Here is a 16,691-nt window from a genome sequence, read left to right on the forward strand (position 1 = left end):
GGGGCTGGGTTGGTGGGGGGCGCGGGCCCCCCCCCGCCGCCCGCGGCGCGGCGGCCCCCCCCCCCCCCCCCCCCCCCCCCCCCCCCCCCCCCCCCCCCCCCCCCCCCCCCCCCCCCACTGCGGTTACCGCTACCTGATGTCCTCGCCGTCGATGCCCAGGCCCGGGAGTACGTCCGGGAGGATGGGCGGGATGGTGACGTCGGGGACGGTCGGCTTGGTGGACTTGCCCGGGGCGGGCGAGGCCGGCTTGTTGGCGGGGGGCGGGTCGAGCAGGTCGCCCGCTCCGCCGATCAGGCCCTCGGACGGCTCGCCGTCGGAGGACGCGGGGGGCGGGGAGCCCGGCCGGCCCTGGTGCGGGGAGCCGGGGGTGGTGCCGGGAGCGACGCCGGGGCGGGTCCCGTCCTTCTGGTGCGGGGTCCCTGGGCGGTCCTTGTGGGTGCCCGGGGCGGCCGGCTTCTGGTCGGACTGCGGCAGTTTGGGCAGCAGCGACTGGAGCGGGCGGACTTCTTGGTCTATGGCGTCGAAGACCGAGCTCACCTGCGAGCCGACGTCGCCGAGTTGGGCGGGGAGCAGATTGCGCAGATTGCTCCAGGTGTCGCGGTGGGACTGGGAGAAGGCCGTCAGCGCCTGGATGGGGCCGATGTTCCCGTCTCTCTCGTACGCCTCGTAGAGGAGCCGGTGGCCCTCACTGGCGTCGTGCTTCATCCCGTTCAATGTGCGCCGTACTTCGCCCAGTTGCTCGTGGTCGAGGTCGGCTGCCTTGCCCCGGTCCATGAGGCGTCGGGCCTCCTGGAGTCTGGTGGACGCCTGGTCGAGATAGATCTGACCCCGGTCGGACTCGTCGCCCGCCATGGTGAGCTTCAGATCTTCCATGCCGCGCTTGAGCCCGTACAGCGAATCACCGGGGAGGGCGTTGGAGCTGGCGGCGGCTACGCCGCCGAAGGCTCCGGCCGCCACACCGACGGTGAGTCCGCCCGCCGCGAGACCCTTGGTCCAGCGGGAGCGGGGGCGCAGCTTCCGGAGCGCGCGGGCCCGGTGGGCCCCACGTCCCGTCCGCGGCTCGGGCACCTGAGGGCCTGCGGGTGCTCCCGCGGTGCCCTCCAGCAGCATGGCCTCCATGGCGGCGACGAGCTGTGCTCGTTGCACCACTTTGACCTCGGGGTCCATCTCGGGTGCGGGCAGGCCGCCCAGACCTGTGGCCAGGGACAGTAGTGCTCCCTGGTCAGCAGGCCTTTCGGCTGCTCCGGCCGTACCTTCGGGCTGTTCGGCCGCCGTGCCCCGGAGTTCCTGATCCTCCAGGGCCTGGGCGAAGGCGTTGGCCCGCCGGTGCGCCGATACATTCGCGATCACTGGCGGCACCTCCTCTCGTCATGACGATCGACTCCCCGGGTGGTCCGGAAGGTTGCACGCCATGAGCGAATCCACACGATGGAGTGAGTGGCTGCGGGCATGGCGCGACCGCAGGGAGCCTGCATTCCGCACAACGAGCCGTTGGGCACTTGGGTTACGGACGAAAGATGATCCGACTGCCGAAGATGTCGTTCTTCGACAGCCGGTGATCGAACGGTCACCCGGCGTGGCTCGCGACGCTCATCGGGCGTCGTCGGGGAGCAGGCGGGCCAAAGTGCGGACGGCCCGGTACTGGAGGGTCTTGATGGCACCCTCGTTCTTGCCCATGACGCGAGCGGTCTCGGCGACCGAGAGCCCTTGCAGGAAGCGCAGTGTGACGCACTCCTGCTGCTGAGGATTCAGCTTCCGGACGGCTTCCAGGAGAGCCGCGTTGGAGAGGGACTCCAGGACGGAGTCCTCGGGGCTGCGCTCGACCTCATTGGCATCGAGCATTTCGCCGGTGGTCACTTCGAGCCTGAATCGGCTCGATTTGAAGTGGTCCGCGACCAGATTCCGGGCGATCGTGACCAGCCAGGCGCCGAAGTCGCGGCCCTGCCAGGTGAAGGTGGAGATCCTCCGCAGGGCGCGCAGGAACGTCTCGCTGGTCAGGTCTTCTGCCGTCGCCTTTCCGCCGACGCGGTAGTAGATGTAGCGGTAGACCGTGTCGCTGTACTGGTCGTAGAGGCGGCCGAAAGCCTCGGCCTCGCCTCCTTGGGCGCGCTCGACGAGTTCCATCATGCGCGCGCTGTCGCTGTCGGCGGTGGGCCGACGGACGGTGGACGTGCCGGTGCCCGAGCTGGCGGCGCCACGGCTACGTCTGCCGACGGCGGCGGCGCCGTCGGCCAGGGCATAGCAAGGGCCGACAGGTACAGGGGTAGCAAAGGCGGGGACGGCGTACGCGGTGGGGACGAAGCCGCGTAGACGGTCGACGACCGTTGCGCGCAGCGTAGCCAGGCCCGAGGCGTCAACCCCGACGTGTGGGTACACGGGACTCCCAGAGGCAGAGCTTCCATCACGTGCAGTACCGGACTTGTCACTCGTGGTGCTGATGAATGGGTTCCGGAATGCGTCTGAGGAGAATAACGCTTCGTACAGGCAGCGCTACACCCAGTTGCTCAAATCACCGTTTCCGTCTCTTCTGTTACGTCTACGCGGCGTATCAAGTAGCAGTTAGTGACCACTTGTTGATCGAATTGGAGCGCGATCTGTCTGCTTGCCGGTTCTGTTGTGCCCGAGTGCAGGGAAGAGGACTGGCGGAGCGGGGCGGCGGGTAAGCCATGTGGATTGGCTGCTTGTACGGCGAAGGGCCGGGCGCGCCCCGTGAAGTGGGGTGCGCCCGGCCCTTGTTCGTACGAAGCGGAGGCTCAGCGGCGGCGGCGGTGCAGCGCGAGGGCCGCGGCGGTGCCGCCCGCGAGGGCGCCGACGCCGGCCGCGGCCGGGATGCCGACCTTGGCGGCCTTGCGACCGGTCCGGTAGTCGCGCAGCCGCCAGTCGCGCTCGCGGGCGTACTTGCGGAGCTTGGCGTCCGGGTTGATCGCGTACGGGTGTCCGACCAGCGAGAGCATCGGGATGTCGTTGTGGCTGTCGCTGTAGGCGGCGCAGCGGTTGAGGTCCAGGCCCTCGGCGGTGGCCAGGGCGCGGACGGCCTCGGCCTTCGCGGGGCCGTGCAGGGGCTCGCCGACCAGGCGGCCGGTGTAGATGCCGTCGTGGGACTCGGCGACGGTGCCCAGCGCGCCGGTCAGGCCGAGGCGGCGGGCGATGATCGTGGCCGTCTCGACGGGGGCGGCGGTGACCAGCCAGACCTTCTGTCCGGCGTCCAGGTGGGCCTGGGCGAGGGCGCGGGTGCCGGGCCAGATGCGCTCGGCCATGTACTCGTCGTAGATCTCCTCGCCGATGGTCATCAGCTCGGAGACCTTGTGGCCCTTGACGATGGACAGGGCGCTCTCGCGGGCGTCCTGCATGTGCTCGGGGTCCTCGACGCCGGCCAGCCGGAACCAGGCCTGCTGCCAGGCGAAGCGGGCCAGTTCCTGGCGCTCGAAGAACTTCCGCTTGTAGAGGCCGCGCCCGAAGTGGAAGATCGCGGCGCCCTGCATGACGGTGTTGTCGAGGTCGAAGAAGGCGGCGGCCTTGGTGTCGCCCGGGACGGGGAACTCGGGCGCGGTGGGCTCGGCCTCGTCCGGGGCGGCGCTCTCGGCGGCGCGGGCCGCTTCCAGCGCTTCGAGTTCGGTTGCGGACTTGCGTGCTGCTTCGGCTGCAGCCTCGCCCGCCAGCACGCTCCGTGCGGTCGCGGAGCGCCTACGGGGGGTGAGCCATCCCAGTGCGGCCATGTCGTGAGCATAGCCATTCTGTTCGGGGCGTTCCGAGCGGGAGGGATGCGGGGGCGTGAACTCTTCGCGTCCGGGTTGTTACCGGGGGCGGGGTGAGGGTGGAGAGACGGCGGGTGGGGGTGCGCAGGGGGCGGCCATGATGGGGGGATGAGTGGTTTGTTCCGGAGGAAGAAGGTGCCCGCGTCCGAGCGGGTGGTGACGTTGATCGGCAAGCCGGGGTGTCATCTGTGTGATGACGCACGGGGGGTCGTCGAAGCGGTGTGCGGGGAGATGGGGGTGCGGTGGGAGGAGAGGGATATTTCGGTGGATGAGGAGTTGTACGCGGAGTACTGGGAGCAGATTCCGGTGGTGCTGGTGGATGGGGAGAGGTTCACGTTCTGGAAGGTGGACGGGGGGAGGTTGAGGAGGGAGCTGGGAGGAGGCTGAGGAAGGGGTTGGGGGGCGGTGGGGCGTAGGGCGGGGGTGGGGTGCCGGGGTGGGCCGGGACGGCAAGGGTGGCGACTCCGTGAGGGGCCGCCCCCTTGCCCGCCCGTTCCGCCCCCGGGGGGCCCCGCCGCCCAAGCGGGCTGACGGGGGTGGGGAGGGGCGGGTGGTCCCGCCGTCCAAGCGGGCTGACGGGGGTGGGAGGGGTGGGTGGTCCCGCTGTCCAAGGGGGCTGACGGGGGTGGGAGGGGCGGCAGAGTGGGACGAAAGGGGGTGGGGGATGGTTCCCCGGAGGGGTGGGGTGGGTCGTGACGCCGGTCACTTTGGTGGGACAAAACGGGCACAATCTTTGTGCACGCGTTCACAAAGACATAGCCTGCAAGGCGACGGGGCGGTCTTGGGACATACGGCCGCCTGCAGCCCCGCTCATCCCGCAGGAGCACCGTGGCAACTGGCCGAAATCACCGACCGGCGACCCGTAGCCGAGGCATTCCCGAGGCCACCGTCGCCCGACTTCCGCTGTATCTGCGCGCCCTCACGGCGCTCTCCGAGCGTTCCGTTCCGACGGTTTCGTCGGAGGAGCTGGCAGCTGCCGCCGGGGTCAACTCCGCGAAGCTGCGGAAGGATTTCTCGTACCTGGGGTCCTACGGGACCAGGGGCGTCGGGTACGACGTCGAGTACCTCGTCTACCAGATCTCGCGCGAGCTGGGCCTGACCCAGGACTGGCCCGTGGTCATCGTCGGTATCGGTAACCTCGGTGCGGCACTGGCCAATTACGGAGGGTTCGCCTCCCGTGGTTTCCGGGTGGCGGCGCTGATAGACGCCGACCCCGCGATGGCGGGCAAGCCGGTCGCCGGGATCGCCGTGCAGCACACGGACGAGCTGGAGAAGATCATCGCTGAGAACGGCGTCTCGATCGGGGTCATCGCGACCCCGGCCGGCGCTGCCCAGCAGGTGAGCGAGCGGCTGATCGCCGCCGGTGTGACCTCCATCCTGAACTTCGCGCCGACCGTTCTCCAGGTGCCGGAAGGCGTGGACGTACGGAAGGTGGATCTGTCGATCGAGCTCCAGATCCTGGCCTTCCACGAGCAGCGCAAGGCCGGCGACGCCGCGGAGGCCGCGGCCGCCGTGCTGCCGCCCTCCGCCCGCCCGGCCGCCGAGACCGCCGCGAACCGGAAGGGACCCGACGGGGACGTGCCCGCGGTGATGCCGGCATGAGTCTTCTGGTCGTCGGGCTGAGCCACCGCAGTGCCCCCGTCAGCGTGCTGGAGCGTGCCTCGCTCTCCGCCGAGGCGAAGGCGAAGCTGCTCCAGGACACCCTCGCCTCCGAGCCCGCCGCGGAAGCGACGGTGCTTGCCACCTGCAACCGCATCGAGCTGTACGCGGACGTGGAGAAGTTCCACGCGGGTGTCGCCGAGCTGTCCACGCTGCTCGCCCAGCACAGCGGGGTGGGGCTGGAGGAGCTCACTCCTTATCTGTATGTGCACTACGAGGACCGGGCCGTCCACCACCTCTTCTCGGTGGCGTGCGGGCTGGACTCGATGGTGGTCGGCGAGGGGCAGATCCTCGGGCAGATAAAGGACGCGCTGGCGCTCGGGCAGGAACTGCACACCGCGGGCCGCCTGATCAACGACCTCTTCCAGCAGGCGCTGCGGGTCGGCAAGCGGGCGCACTCCGAGACCGGGATCGACCGGGCCGGTCAGTCGCTGGTGACCTTCGGTCTGGAGCAGCTGGCCGCCGGGGCTCCGGTGGCCGAATGGGCCCGGGGCAAGCGGGCGTTGGTGATCGGCGCGGGTTCGATGTCCTCGCTGGCCGCCGCGACGCTGGTACGGGTCGGGGTCGCCGAGGTCGTCGTCGCCAACCGCACCGGCGAGCGCGCCGAGCGGCTGGCGGAGATCCTGAACCAGTCCGGGGGCGCCGCGAGGGCGGTGCCGATGGACGCGGTGGCCGAGGAGCTGACACGAGTCGACGTCGCCGTCTCCTGCACGGGGGCGACCGGACTGGTGCTGACCGTGGAGGACGTGGCTGCCGCGCTGGGCGTGGACGCCGAGGCCGCCAAGGCGGCCGAGCCCGGCCACGTACCGCAGATGCGCACCGAACCTGACCCCAACTCGCTCGAACTGCACGCAAGTTGGGCCGACAACGGGGAGCTGGCCGCGCATTCCGTGCGGGCGCCGAAGCCGGTCGGGGCCGAGGGCCGCGACGTCACCCTGGCGCTGCTCGACCTCGCGATGCCCCGGGACATCGACGGTGCCGCGCACCGCCTCGACGGCGTACGTCTGGTGGACATCGAGTCGCTGGCCGACGCTTCGGCGGATGCGCCGATGGCGGCGGATGTGGACCGGGTGCGGGGAATTGTCGGGGAAGAGGTGGCTGCTTTCGGCGCCGCCCAGCGGGCCGCGCAGATTACGCCTACCGTCGTCGCACTGCGCAGCATGGCCGCCGACGTGGTCAGCATGGAAGTGGCGCGGCTGGAGGGCCGGTTGCCCGGACTCGACGAGAAGCAGCGGGCCGAGATCACCCAGACCGTACGGCGGGTGGTGGACAAGCTGCTGCACGCGCCGACCGTACGGGTCAAGCAGCTCGCCAGTGAGCCCGGCGGCGCCGGGTACGCGGACGCGCTGCGCGAGCTGTTCGACCTCGACCCGCAGACGGTCGCCGCCGTCAGCCGGGCCGACCGGCCCACGGCCGAGCTGCCGCCCGGCACGCCGGGCATCCAGAGCATCCAGAGCACCCAGGAAGACCTCAACGACACCACCGGTGCCGAGAGCGCGAAGAGAGGGCGGGCATGACTGAAGCCGCTAAGGCCACCACGGCCCTGAAGCTGGGGACCCGGCGCAGCAAGCTCGCCATGGCCCAGTCCGGGCACGTCGCGGACGCGGTGCGCGAACTGACCGGCCGCGAGGTCGAGTTGGTCGAGATCACCACGTACGGCGATGTGTCGAAGGAGCAGCTCGCGCAGATCGGCGGCACGGGGGTCTTCGTGACCGCCCTGCGTGACGCGCTGCTGCGGGGCGAGGTGGACTTCGCCGTCCACTCGCTCAAGGACCTGCCGACCGCGCAGCCCGACGACCTGACGCTGGCCGCCGTGCCGGTCCGCGAGGACCCGCGCGACGTGCTGGTGGCGCGGGACGGGCTGACCTTCGCCGAGCTGCCCCAGGGTGCCCGGGTGGGTACGGGTTCTCCGCGCCGGATGGCGCAGCTGAACGCGTACGCCCGCAGTCACGGCCTGGACATCACCACTGTGCCGATCCGGGGGAACATCGACACCCGGGTCGGATACGTACGAAACGGCGAGCTGGACGCGGTGGTTCTCGCCGCCGCCGGGCTCCGCCGGATCGGCAGGGTGGACGAGGTGACCGAGTTCCTCGACACCGATCTCGTCCTGCCCGCCCCCGGCCAGGGGGCACTGGCCATCGAGTGCGCGGCGGTCAACGCCGGCCTCGCCGCCACGCTCGCCGCTCTCGACGACCCGCTCACGCGGTACGCCGTGACGGCGGAGCGAGTTCTGCTCGCCGCTCTGGAAGCCGGTTGCAGTGCGCCTGTTGGTGCCCTGGCCGACTTGTTGATTGACGGGCAGATTGTCAATGAAATGCGCCTGCGGGGTGTTGTCGGCTCGACCGACGGCGCCGAGCTGGTGCAGCTGTCCACTACCGGTCCCGTACCCACGTCGCACCACGCCGCGGAGGCTCTGGGGCGCGAACTCGCGTCCGAGATGCTCGCCAAGGGTGCGGCCGGTCTTATGGGGGAGCGAGCACTTTGAGCCCCACCACCACCTCTGCATCCTCGACGTCCTCGGTGTTCTCCGCACCTGGCCACGTCACCTTCCTAGGTGCCGGCCCCGGTGATCCGGGCCTGCTGACACTGCGCGCCGTCGAGGCGCTGTCGAGCGCGGACGTACTGATCGCCGAGCCGGCTGTGCTCGACGTCGTACGCGCTCATGCGAAGGCGGGCGTAAGCACGCCCCAGCTCGCGGTAGTTGACGACGCGTCAGTAACCGTGGGCACACCCGCGATCCGGACGCCGATGTCGTCCAAGGTCGTGGTCAATCTTGTCATGGAGGCCGCGCGCAACGGCAAGCGGGTCGTCCGTGCCGTCTCCGGTGACCCCGGCCTGGACGGGAACGCCGGGGAGGAGATGCTCGCCTGCGCCGCGGAGGGTGTCGCCTTCGAGGTCGTCCCCGGTGTCGCCACCGCGATCGGTGTGCCCGCCTACGCGGGTGTGCCGCTGCGGGACGCGGCCGGTGTCGATGTGCGCTTCGTGGACGCCCGTACCGCGGACGAGCGGTGCTGGAGCGAGGTCGGCGCGAGCGACGCGACGGCCGTGGTCTCCACGACGCTCGACTCGGTGGCCGCCGCCGCCGGTGAGCTGGTCTCGGCCGGGCGCAAGCCCGACACCCCGATGACGGTCACCGTCGCCGGTACGACCACCCGCCAGCGCACCTGGAACGCGACGCTCGGCACGGTCGCCCAGGTCCTCAAGCAGGCCAAGGTGCTCCCCTCCCCGGAGGGCCACCAGAGCGTCATAGCCGTGGTCGGCGAGCGCGGTGCCGCTGACCGGCGCGAGCAGCTGTCGTGGTTCGAGTCGAAGCCGCTCTTCGGGTGGCGGGTGCTCGTGCCGCGTACGAAGGAGCAGGCGGCGTCGCTCTCCGACCAGCTGCGTTCGTACGGTGCCGTGCCGCACGAGGTGCCGACCATCGCGGTGGAGCCGCCGCGCACCCCGCAGCAGATGGAGCGGGCCGTCAAGGGCCTGGTCACCGGACGCTACGAGTGGATCGCCTTCACCTCGGTGAACGCGGTCAAGGCGGTGCGGGAGAAGTTCGAGGAGTACGGGCTCGACGCGCGCGCCTTCGCCGGGATCAAGGTCGCGGCGGTGGGCGAGCAGACCGCCGCCTCGCTGGTCGAGTTCGGTGTGAAGCCTGACCTGGTGCCCAGCGGGGAGCAGTCCGCGGCCGGTCTCCTTGAGGACTGGCCGCCGTACGACCCGGTCTTCGACCCGATCGACCGGGTCTTCCTGCCGCGCGCGGACATCGCGACGGAGACGCTGGTCGCCGGGCTGATCGAGCTCGGTTGGGAGGTCGACGACGTCACCGCCTACCGGACCGTGCGGGCCTCGCCGCCGCCGGCCGACACCCGTGAGGCGATCAAGGGCGGTGGCTTCGACGCCGTCATGTTCACTTCGTCGAGCACCGTGCGGAACCTGGTCGGCATCGCCGGGAAGCCGCACAACGTGACCGTCATCGCGTGCATCGGTCCCGCCACGGCCAAGACGGCCGAGGAGCACGGGCTGCGGGTGGACGTGCTGTCGCCGGAGCCTTCGGTGAGCAGACTGGCGGAGGCGCTGGCCGAGTTCGGTGCCGCGCGCCGGGCGGCGGCGATCGAGGCGGGCGAGCACGTGGCCAGGCCGAGTGAGCGGCGGCCGGGGTCGCGGAGGCGTCGCACGACGTAGCGGTGGGCTTCGCGGTGTGAGCTGTTCGTACGGAGAGGGCGGGCCGGGGATTTTCCCCGGCCCGCCCTCTCCGTGCTTCTTGGCCGGTACGGCGCCGGGGCCGGTCAGCGGCGTCTGACCGGGGTGCCTCGGTGGCGGACCCCCAGGGCGTGCAGGAACTCCAGGGCGTCGAGCAGGACCGTGCGGTTGTACCAGCTGAGCCACTGGCCGGCCTGTGAGCCGAGGTCGTCGAGCGCCTTTCGCTGGACCTCGGTGATGTTCTGCACCTTGTGGTCGAGGTGCGCGGAGATCATGCCGACGCAGACACCGGAGGCGTTGGTGAGGGGTGCGCTGTGGCAGGCGGCACTGCCCGCCGCCAGGATCGCCCGGCGGGAGGCCTCGTCGAAGACCGGGTCGGACTCCACGTCCTTGACGGTGACCTGGGCGACGTTGCGGGCGGCCAGCGAGCAGGAGGTGCCGCTTTCGCCGACATACGCGAAGAAGTCCACGAAGTCCTCGGAGAGACCGGTGTGGTGCTCCAGGCGCAGGCCGCCGCGCACCCGGTCGGGCAGCTGTACGTTGCCCATGCCGGTGTCGGTGACGGCGAGCAGCTGGCTGAGGACCGAGCGCAGCACGGTGCCCTGGTTGGAGTCCTCGCCGGTGCGCTGCGGGGCCGTCTCGTAGGACAGGCGCGGGGCGGGCAGCCTGGCCCGGCGCGGGAACCACAGTGCGCCGTTCGCGGACTCCGGCTGTGGGCTGCGCACGACCGCCTCGACGAGCGTCCGCATCCGCACGTTGTGCTGCTGGGAGGCACGCTGGAGCAGGGCGAACGCGGATTCTCCGTCGGGCAGCCGGTAGCGCTCCTGGAGGATGCCCTGGGCCTGGGAAATCAGCGGGTGGGTGTGGGCGCGGGCGCGCAGGTTGCGGAGTTCGGCCCGCAGCAGGCCGATCTCGGTGGGCTCCGCCTGTTCCGAGTGGTGCGGCGGGTCGATCTGGTCCGTCACGATATGTCCCTTCGGGTCGGGGGCGGTTGGTCGGGTAGGAGGGTGTGGATCCTGTGTGCGGGTGGTGCGGTACGACCCTTCAGCTCACCACATGGGGCGGGGGAGGCGACACCCGGGGCACCCGTCGGATCCTGCTGCCAGGACCGGCACCGTGTCGGCAAAGGGGCCTGCGGGGCGGGCGTAGCGTTGTGCCATGACTGTGTATGGATCCTTTCCCGGTGCCCGGCCGCGGCGGCTGCGGACCACTCCCGCGATGCGCCGGTTGGTTGCCGAGACCAGGCTGCACCCCGCCGACCTGATCCTGCCCGCGTTCGTACGGGAGGGGATCAGCGAGCCCGTGGCGATCTCCGCGATGCCCGGGGTGTACCAGCACACGCTGGACACCCTGCGGAAGGCGGCGGCCGAGGCGGTGGAGGCCGGGGTCTCCGGAATCATGCTTTTCGGTGTGCCCACTGACGAGAAGAAGGATGCGGCCGGAACCACGGGTACCGATCCGGACGGAATCCTTCAGGTCGCGCTGCGCGCGGTGCGCGAGGAGGTCGGCGACGACCTGGTCGTGATGTCCGATCTGTGCCTGGACGAGTTCACGGATCACGGGCACTGCGGAGTGCTGGATTCCGAGGGCCGGGTGGACAACGACGCGACCCTGGAGCGGTACGCGGAGATGGCCCAGGTGCAGGCGGACGCGGGCGCCCATGTGGTCGGGCCCAGCGGAATGATGGACGGCCAGATCGGTGTCGTACGTGACGCGCTGGACGGGATCGGGCGGGAGGACGTCGCCATCCTGGCGTACACCGCGAAGTATTCGAGCGCCTTCTACGGGCCGTTCCGGGAGGCCGTCGGGTCCTCGCTGAAGGGCGACCGCAAGACGTACCAGCAGGACCCGGCCAACCGTCGTGAGTCGATGCGGGAGCTGGCGCTGGATCTGGAGGAGGGGGCGGACATGGTGATGGTCAAGCCTGCCGGTCCGTACCTGGACATCCTGGCGGATGTGGCGCGTGAGGTGGATGTGCCGGTGGCGGCGTACCAGATCAGCGGCGAGTACTCGATGGTCGAGGCCGCTGCTGAGAAGGGGTGGATCGAGCGGGAGCGGGCGATTCTGGAGACGCTGACGGGGATCAAGCGGGCGGGGGCGCAGATGATCCTGACGTACTGGGCGGTGGAGGCGGCGCGGTTGCTGCGCTGAGCTTGGCGGGGGCGGGGTGGGCCCGGGGTGGGTGGGGTGCGACTCCGTCGGGGGCCGCCCCCTTGCCCGCCCTTCCCCAAGCTCTCAACTCCGTTCGAGCAGGGGATGCCCCACTCGCCCCCGGGGGGCGGCCCCGCCGCCCAAGGGGGTGGCGGTATGGCGGGGATGGCGGCCCCGTCGCCCAAGGGGGTGGCGGTATGGCGGGGAGGGCGGCCCTGCCGCCCAAGGGGGCTACCGGGGGCTTTGGAGCGTGGGGGTGAAGGCGGCCCAGGCTGCGGGGGCCACGGTGAGGGTGGGGCCGGTGGGGTTCTTGGAGTCGCGGATGTGGATGGCGGTGGGGTGGGGTGCGATTTCGACGCAGTCGTGCCCTTCGGGGCTGCTGTGGCTCGACTTGCGCCAGTCGTAGGCGAGTTCGACGCACTCGCCGCCCTCATCGCCGCTGTAGCTCGACTTGAACCAGTGCAGTGCGGTGCTCATGCTTCTCCCAGCAGTCCGTCCAGCCAGACCCGGGATTGCTTGGGCGTGAGGGCCTGTGATCGCAGCATTGCATATTTGCTGGCAAGGATGGACACCTCGTTGGGATCGGACACCCAGAGGCTGCCACGCTGGGTCTCGGTGTAGGCGACGTGCTGGTGCTCAGGGGTTTCCATGAGGACGAACGGGCCGTTGAGGCCTGCGTGTTCGGTGGATTCGAGCAGCAGGACCTGGACTGTGACGTTGGTCAGGTCCATGCAGGCGCGGACGTGGAGCAACTGCTCCCGGTGCTGGGTCCGGCCCCCGCTCAGGGCGAGGTGAAATACCGGCTCCCAGATGACGTAACTGACCTCCGGCGGTTCCTCGCCGTGCAGGACCTTGTGGCGCTCGATGCGGGCCGTGGTGAGGGACTCGATCTTCTCCGGGGTGTAGCCGGGGACGCGGCTGCGGAAGACGCTGCGGGCGTACGGCTCCGACTGGAGCAGGCCCGGGAAGACCTGGTTGGCGTACAGCGACATGGTGATCGCCTCTTGCTCCTGCTCCATGAACTTCTCGGCGAAGAGCGGAAATTGGTCCACCTCGGGCAGGTTGTCGACGCCCGCGCTCAGCGTGCCTTTGCAGTCCAGGACGCGGTCGAAGATCTCGGCGAGGTCGGGCTTGAGGAGCCGCCTGCCCTGCTCCATGGAGGCGATGGTCTCCTCGTCGACCGGCACTTCGTCGTGCTCGGACAGGGTGCGCTGGGTGTAACCGGCGGCGTGCCGGGCCGCGCTGAGTTGTTTGCCGAGCATCCTCATCGCGGACGCGTTCTTCCGTGGGCGCCTACCGGGACTCATGCTCATGAAGCTCCCCATGTCGTGCGGGACTCGACCCCGTGCGCGCCCGTACGAAAAATCCGTACGGGCGCGCTCTGTGTTCCACAGTAGTTACTCTCCGCAACTCTCGTGCCGTGAACGAGACAACCAAGACGGCTCAATTGCCGCTGCTGCGCGAGAAGTTGTTCCGCCGGGATCGCCGGTCCGTCGCCGCCGCGCGGGGATTCGTGCGTGGGGTGCTGGAGGACTGGGGGATGCGGGCCCTCGTGGACGACGTACAGCTGTGCGTCAGTGAGCTGGCCACGAACGCGGTGGAGCACGGGGTGCCGCCGGGGCGGCGTTTCCAGGTGCGGGTGCTGGCCGAGCGGGATCTGTTGCGGGTCGAGGTGCACGACAGCGGGGGCGGCCGGGTGGTGGTCGGCCGCCCCGAGTTGGGGTGTGAGTCCGGGCGGGGGTTGCTGCTGGTCGGGCTGGTGGCCGATGAGTGGGGGGTCGGGGAGCGGGAGCCCGGGAAGGTGGTGTGGTGCGAGTTCGGGCTGCGGGGGCGGGAAGGGGCCGACAGGATCAGAGGCTGTTGACGGCGTCCAGGTCGGACTGCCAGAAGGAGACTCGGATGCTGCCGTCGATGTAGACGCCCTTGGCGGGGAGGCGGGCCGGGGCGAAGGCGACAAGGCTGCGCTGTTCTGCGTCGTAGAAGCCGATGGAGAGGGATTTGGCGGTGTAGCCGGGGTCCGGGGTGCCCGTGGGGGAGGAGAGCTTGACGGCGGCGTAACCGCTCTGGCCCGGCCTCAGGCTGACGACGGCCTGCGGCTGGGTGTCCTTCATCGACGGGGGTACGGACTGGGCGCCCTCGAAGCGGACGGCGGGGGCGTAGTAGAGGTCGCAGAGCTTCGTGCCGTTGTTGGTGGCCGTGAGGATCATGGTGTTGAGGGGGCGGGCCACGACCTGGGCGGTGACCTTGATGTTCGAGGCGTCGCAGCGGACGCGGTTCGCGGGGGCGTTGTTGTCGCTCTTGCCGCCGGCACCGGTGGTGGTGCCGGTGGTGGCCTTGCCCGTGCTCTTGCCGGGCGTACCCGTCTGGGTGTCCTGCTGCGGTTCGCCTCCGGGCGTGCCGGGCGTGCCGGACGCGGCGGGCTTGTCGTCGGCGACGGGGGAGGAGGTGCCGGCGGGGCCCGCGTCCTTCGAACCGTCCCCGTTCTGGCACGCGGTGAGCGAGAGGGCGGCGAGCGCGGCGGCGGAGGCGACGAAGAGGCGGGCGGCGGGGCGAGCGGTGCGCAGGGACATGGGAGGTCCTCATTTCCGTGGGTCGTGACGTGGTCGTCAGGTAAGGGAAGCGGGCCGCTCGACCGGGTGCCGGGAGCGGCGTGCTTTGATGCCCAGAGCTTGTACGAGAGGGCGTCCCAGCGGCCAGAGCTGACGGGGAGTTCGGGACGCTGGAACGTTCGTACCGGCTTTGAGCTGCGGTGATGCGGTGTGCCTGGAACGCCGGGATGGGATGGGGAGCGGTGTCCGAGACCGAGGGAACGGCCGAACTCGCGGAGGTTCTGCGCGAGCTGAAGGGCCGTTCGGGCCTCAGCTACGGGGTGCTGGCCAAGCGGCTGCACATGAGTACGTCGACACTGCACCGGTACTGCAACGGGGACGCCGTACCGACGGAATTCGCCCCGGTGGAGCGGCTGGCGAGGCTGTGCAGGGCCACGCCGGACGAGATGGTGCGCGTACACAGGCTGTGGATTCTGGCGGACGCGGGGCGGGGCAAGGCGGACGCGGGGCGAGGGAAGAAGGGGGCTGCGGCGGGCGGGCCGGGGGCCGGTGAGGCTGCGGCCGAGGAGCCGGGGGAGGTGCCGGAGACCGGATTCGCCGCCGAGGCTTCCCGGTCGGTGCCGGACACCGGATCATCCGTGCCTTTGACGCGGTCCGGGCCGGACGGCGGGTCCGCATCGGGCGGCGGGTCCGGGCCGGGCGGCGAGTCTGCACCGGGCGCCGGGTCCGCATCGGGCGGTGGGGCCGCTCCAGGTGTGGGATCCGCCTCGGGTGCGGGGGCCGGTGTGCAGGGTGCGCCCGGTGCGCAGGGCGCCTTCGACGCGCGAGCCGCTCCCGACGCGCAGGCCGCTCCCGACGCGCAGGGTGCCTCCGACGTGCAGGCCTCTTCCGTGCGGGATCCGTTGGTCTCGTCGCGCGGAGGGGCCGGCGCGGGTGGCGGCATCACCGCTGCCGGCCACAAGCGGCGGCGGAACGTGTTCATCGGGGCGGGGGCCGTACTTGCCGTCGCCGCCGTCGTGTTCGTGACACCGCTGCTGAACGGCGGGGCGGCAGAGGGGGGTTCGGGCAGCGGCCGGACAGGTGCGGTGTCCGCGACAGGGCCGGACGTGGACCCCGGTGCGCAGGCGGGCGAGCGCGCCGGCGGCCCCGGCGGTGGCGACGACGCCCCGGCGACCTCGCCGCCCGCCTCCCCATCCGGCCCCCGGACGCCCTCGGCCCCGCCCGTCGAAGAACCCGGCAAGGGCGAGGCGCGCGGGAAGGGTGTCGACGGTACGAGCGGCGGCGGCACGAGCGGCGCCTCCGACCGCAGCGCCGTGCCCTTCTCCGCCGCCGTACGGCCCTTCGTGTACGAGAGCCCGTGCAGCCAGTACTTCCTCGTGGACAGCCCGCCGGAGCGGGTCTCCCCGCCGCCGAGCGAGCAGGACGCACCGGGCTGGGCCGCCTCGTTCAAGGCCGTCTCGGCCGACGAACAGCTCGTCGCGCTGACCCTCCAGGGGCGGTCCGAGGAGACCGTCGTTCTGGAGGCGCTGCACGTGCGGGTCGCGCGCAGTGGTGCGCCGCTGCCCTGGAACCGGTACGCGGCCGGGGTCGGCTGCGGCGGGAACGTCGACACCAAGTCGTTCGCGGTGGATCTCGACGCGGGGCGGCCCGTCGCCGTTCCGCACGCGGGCCAGCGGGACTTCCCGTACAAGATCAGTGAGACGGACCCCGAGGTCTTCTACGTGAAGGCGAAGGCCGGCGCGCACGACGTCAGCTGGTACCTGGAGCTGGAGTGGTCCAGCGGCGACCGGCACGGCGTGCAGCGGGTCGACAACCGGGGGAAGCCGTTCCGTACGAGCGGGTCGGCGGGGCGGCCCCTCTTCAACTATCCGCTCGGCAGCTCGGCCTGGGAGAAGCCGCTCGACGAGACGGGGTGAGGGCGGGGCCGGTCAGGCGGCCGGGCGCGAGTGCTCCGCGTACCGGGACTCGTACCAGCTCTCGCCGACCGGGGCCGGCTCGTCGCCCTCCAGGTTCCAGGCCCACGAACGGGTGGGCGTGATCCGCAGGAAGTGGCCCGGACCCATCGCGCCGGTCCGGGCGAACGGGCCGTGCGCGATCCCGTACACCCGCAGGCCCCTGGCCGTGAACGGTTCGAACGACGGCAGGTCGTCGACGACGAGCGCCACCTGCGCCTCCCCGTCCTCGGGGACGTTGCGGAACTTGCGGGTGGCGAGGACGGAGTCGCCGCCCCCGCCCACCCAGAAGTACGTCCCGTCGAACTCGAACGCCACCGGCACCACGTCCGGCTGGCCGTCGGGGGCCACGGTCGACAGGCGGGCCAGGGGCTGGGAGCGGAGGTAGGCGAGTTCGTGGGCGCTGAAGGTCATGGGACGCGTCCTTTCCTCGT

General features: G+C 71.0%; 16 protein-coding genes. 8 read left to right on the plus strand and 8 right to left on the minus strand.

What is annotated here, in order from left to right; all coding sequences use genetic code 11:
- Window positions 1-129 precede the first annotated feature (129 nt).
- The 3 genes from ACIA73_RS34020 to ACIA73_RS34030 form a co-directional block, all read right to left on the minus strand.
- Complete coding sequence (locus ACIA73_RS34020; protein ID WP_399442778.1) at window positions 130-1,350, minus strand: DUF5667 domain-containing protein; 1,221 nt, start codon at window positions 1,348-1,350, stop codon at window positions 130-132.
- Window positions 1,351-1,590: 240 nt separating this feature from the next.
- Entirely contained in the window at window positions 1,591-2,376 is a 786-nt protein-coding gene (locus ACIA73_RS34025; RefSeq protein WP_399442779.1) for an ECF subfamily RNA polymerase sigma factor, BldN family, read from the minus strand.
- A gap of 377 nt (window positions 2,377-2,753) precedes the next feature.
- Complete coding sequence (locus ACIA73_RS34030; RefSeq protein WP_399442780.1) at window positions 2,754-3,716, minus strand: HAD family hydrolase; 963 nt, start codon at window positions 3,714-3,716, stop codon at window positions 2,754-2,756.
- Window positions 3,717-3,863: 147 nt separating this feature from the next.
- On the opposite strand from ACIA73_RS34030, the gene ACIA73_RS34035 reads away from it, so the two are divergent.
- The 5 genes from ACIA73_RS34035 to ACIA73_RS34055 all read left to right on the plus strand — a co-directional run bounded on the left by ACIA73_RS34035 (window position 3,864) and on the right by ACIA73_RS34055 (window position 9,587).
- Window positions 3,864-4,142, plus strand: coding sequence for a glutaredoxin family protein (locus tag ACIA73_RS34035; RefSeq protein ID WP_399442782.1), 279 nt, complete (start codon window positions 3,864-3,866; stop codon window positions 4,140-4,142).
- Between the two features lie 441 nt (window positions 4,143-4,583).
- Window positions 4,584-5,357 carry a redox-sensing transcriptional repressor Rex gene (locus tag ACIA73_RS34040; RefSeq protein ID WP_399442783.1) on the plus strand — a complete coding sequence of 258 codons (774 nt, stop codon included), beginning with the start codon at window positions 4,584-4,586 and terminating at the stop codon, window positions 5,355-5,357.
- Window positions 5,354-6,931, plus strand: a complete 1,578-nt coding sequence (locus ACIA73_RS34045; RefSeq protein ID WP_399442784.1) for a glutamyl-tRNA reductase — start codon at window positions 5,354-5,356, stop codon at window positions 6,929-6,931. The genes ACIA73_RS34040 and ACIA73_RS34045 overlap by 4 nt, the downstream gene beginning before the upstream one ends.
- Window positions 6,928-7,902 (plus strand): hydroxymethylbilane synthase, encoded by a 975-nt coding sequence (gene hemC / locus ACIA73_RS34050; protein ID WP_399442785.1) that lies wholly within the window; start codon window positions 6,928-6,930, stop codon window positions 7,900-7,902. Before ACIA73_RS34045 ends, hemC begins: the two co-directional genes overlap by 4 nt.
- On the plus strand, window positions 7,899-9,587 hold the full coding sequence (locus ACIA73_RS34055) for a uroporphyrinogen-III synthase (RefSeq protein ID WP_399442787.1): 1,689 nt from the start codon (window positions 7,899-7,901) through the stop codon (window positions 9,585-9,587). The genes hemC and ACIA73_RS34055 overlap by 4 nt, the downstream gene beginning before the upstream one ends.
- Window positions 9,588-9,691: 104 nt before the next feature.
- Here ACIA73_RS34055 and ACIA73_RS34060 read toward each other — a convergent pair whose 3' ends face one another.
- Window positions 9,692-10,570 carry an ANTAR domain-containing protein gene (locus tag ACIA73_RS34060; protein ID WP_399442788.1) on the minus strand — a complete coding sequence of 293 codons (879 nt, stop codon included), beginning with the start codon at window positions 10,568-10,570 and terminating at the stop codon, window positions 9,692-9,694.
- A gap of 193 nt (window positions 10,571-10,763) precedes the next feature.
- Here ACIA73_RS34060 and hemB point away from each other — a divergent pair, with 193 nt between their 5' ends.
- Window positions 10,764-11,756, plus strand: coding sequence for a porphobilinogen synthase (hemB, locus tag ACIA73_RS34065; protein ID WP_399442789.1), 993 nt, complete (start codon window positions 10,764-10,766; stop codon window positions 11,754-11,756).
- Window positions 11,757-11,987: 231 nt separating this feature from the next.
- Here the strand turns inward: hemB and ACIA73_RS34070 are convergent, their stop codons facing one another.
- Window positions 11,988-12,233: a DUF397 domain-containing protein gene (locus ACIA73_RS34070; RefSeq protein ID WP_399442790.1), complete on the minus strand. Its 246-nt coding sequence runs from the start codon at window positions 12,231-12,233 to the stop codon at window positions 11,988-11,990.
- Entirely contained in the window at window positions 12,230-13,063 is an 834-nt protein-coding gene (locus tag ACIA73_RS34075) for a Scr1 family TA system antitoxin-like transcriptional regulator (RefSeq protein WP_399442791.1), read from the minus strand. The genes ACIA73_RS34070 and ACIA73_RS34075 overlap by 4 nt, the downstream gene beginning before the upstream one ends.
- A 113-nt stretch (window positions 13,064-13,176) precedes the next feature.
- On the opposite strand from ACIA73_RS34075, the gene ACIA73_RS34080 reads away from it, so the two are divergent.
- Window positions 13,177-13,620: an ATP-binding protein gene (locus ACIA73_RS34080; protein ID WP_399442793.1), complete on the plus strand. Its 444-nt coding sequence runs from the start codon at window positions 13,177-13,179 to the stop codon at window positions 13,618-13,620.
- Here the strand turns inward: ACIA73_RS34080 and ACIA73_RS34085 are convergent.
- Window positions 13,607-14,326, minus strand: coding sequence for a DUF4232 domain-containing protein (locus tag ACIA73_RS34085; protein ID WP_399442794.1), 720 nt, complete (start codon window positions 14,324-14,326; stop codon window positions 13,607-13,609). The genes ACIA73_RS34080 and ACIA73_RS34085 overlap by 14 nt on opposite strands.
- Window positions 14,327-14,547: 221 nt before the next feature.
- Here ACIA73_RS34085 and ACIA73_RS34090 point away from each other — a divergent pair, with 221 nt between their 5' ends.
- Window positions 14,548-16,221, plus strand: coding sequence for a helix-turn-helix domain-containing protein (locus ACIA73_RS34090; RefSeq protein WP_399442795.1), 1,674 nt, complete (start codon window positions 14,548-14,550; stop codon window positions 16,219-16,221).
- Between the two features lie 12 nt (window positions 16,222-16,233).
- Here the strand turns inward: ACIA73_RS34090 and ACIA73_RS34095 are convergent, their stop codons facing one another.
- The gene (locus tag ACIA73_RS34095) at window positions 16,234-16,671 is read right to left on the minus strand and encodes a PPOX class F420-dependent oxidoreductase (protein ID WP_399442797.1); all 438 of its coding nucleotides are present in this window, start codon (window positions 16,669-16,671) and stop codon (window positions 16,234-16,236) included.
- Between the last annotated feature and the right edge of the window lie 20 nt (window positions 16,672-16,691).

The organism is Streptomyces sp. NPDC051561 (genome assembly GCF_044454195.1).
Classification (GTDB): domain Bacteria; phylum Actinomycetota; class Actinomycetes; order Streptomycetales; family Streptomycetaceae; genus Streptomyces.

Coding starts and splice junctions, on each gene's coding strand:
- ACIA73_RS34075 (WP_399442791.1), bottom strand. CDS start 13,063: ATGAGTCCCGGTAGGCGCCCACGGAAGAACGCGTCCGCGATGAGGATG.
- ACIA73_RS34095 (WP_399442797.1), bottom strand. CDS start 16,671: ATGACCTTCAGCGCCCACGAACTCGCCTACCTCCGCTCCCAGCCCCTG.
- hemB (WP_399442789.1), top strand. CDS start 10,764: ATGACTGTGTATGGATCCTTTCCCGGTGCCCGGCCGCGGCGGCTGCGG.
- ACIA73_RS34085 (WP_399442794.1), bottom strand. CDS start 14,326: ATGTCCCTGCGCACCGCTCGCCCCGCCGCCCGCCTCTTCGTCGCCTCC.
- ACIA73_RS34070 (WP_399442790.1), bottom strand. CDS start 12,233: ATGAGCACCGCACTGCACTGGTTCAAGTCGAGCTACAGCGGCGATGAG.
- hemC (WP_399442785.1), top strand. CDS start 6,928: ATGACTGAAGCCGCTAAGGCCACCACGGCCCTGAAGCTGGGGACCCGG.
- ACIA73_RS34035 (WP_399442782.1), top strand. CDS start 3,864: ATGAGTGGTTTGTTCCGGAGGAAGAAGGTGCCCGCGTCCGAGCGGGTG.
- ACIA73_RS34045 (WP_399442784.1), top strand. CDS start 5,354: ATGAGTCTTCTGGTCGTCGGGCTGAGCCACCGCAGTGCCCCCGTCAGC.
- ACIA73_RS34030 (WP_399442780.1), bottom strand. CDS start 3,716: ATGGCCGCACTGGGATGGCTCACCCCCCGTAGGCGCTCCGCGACCGCA.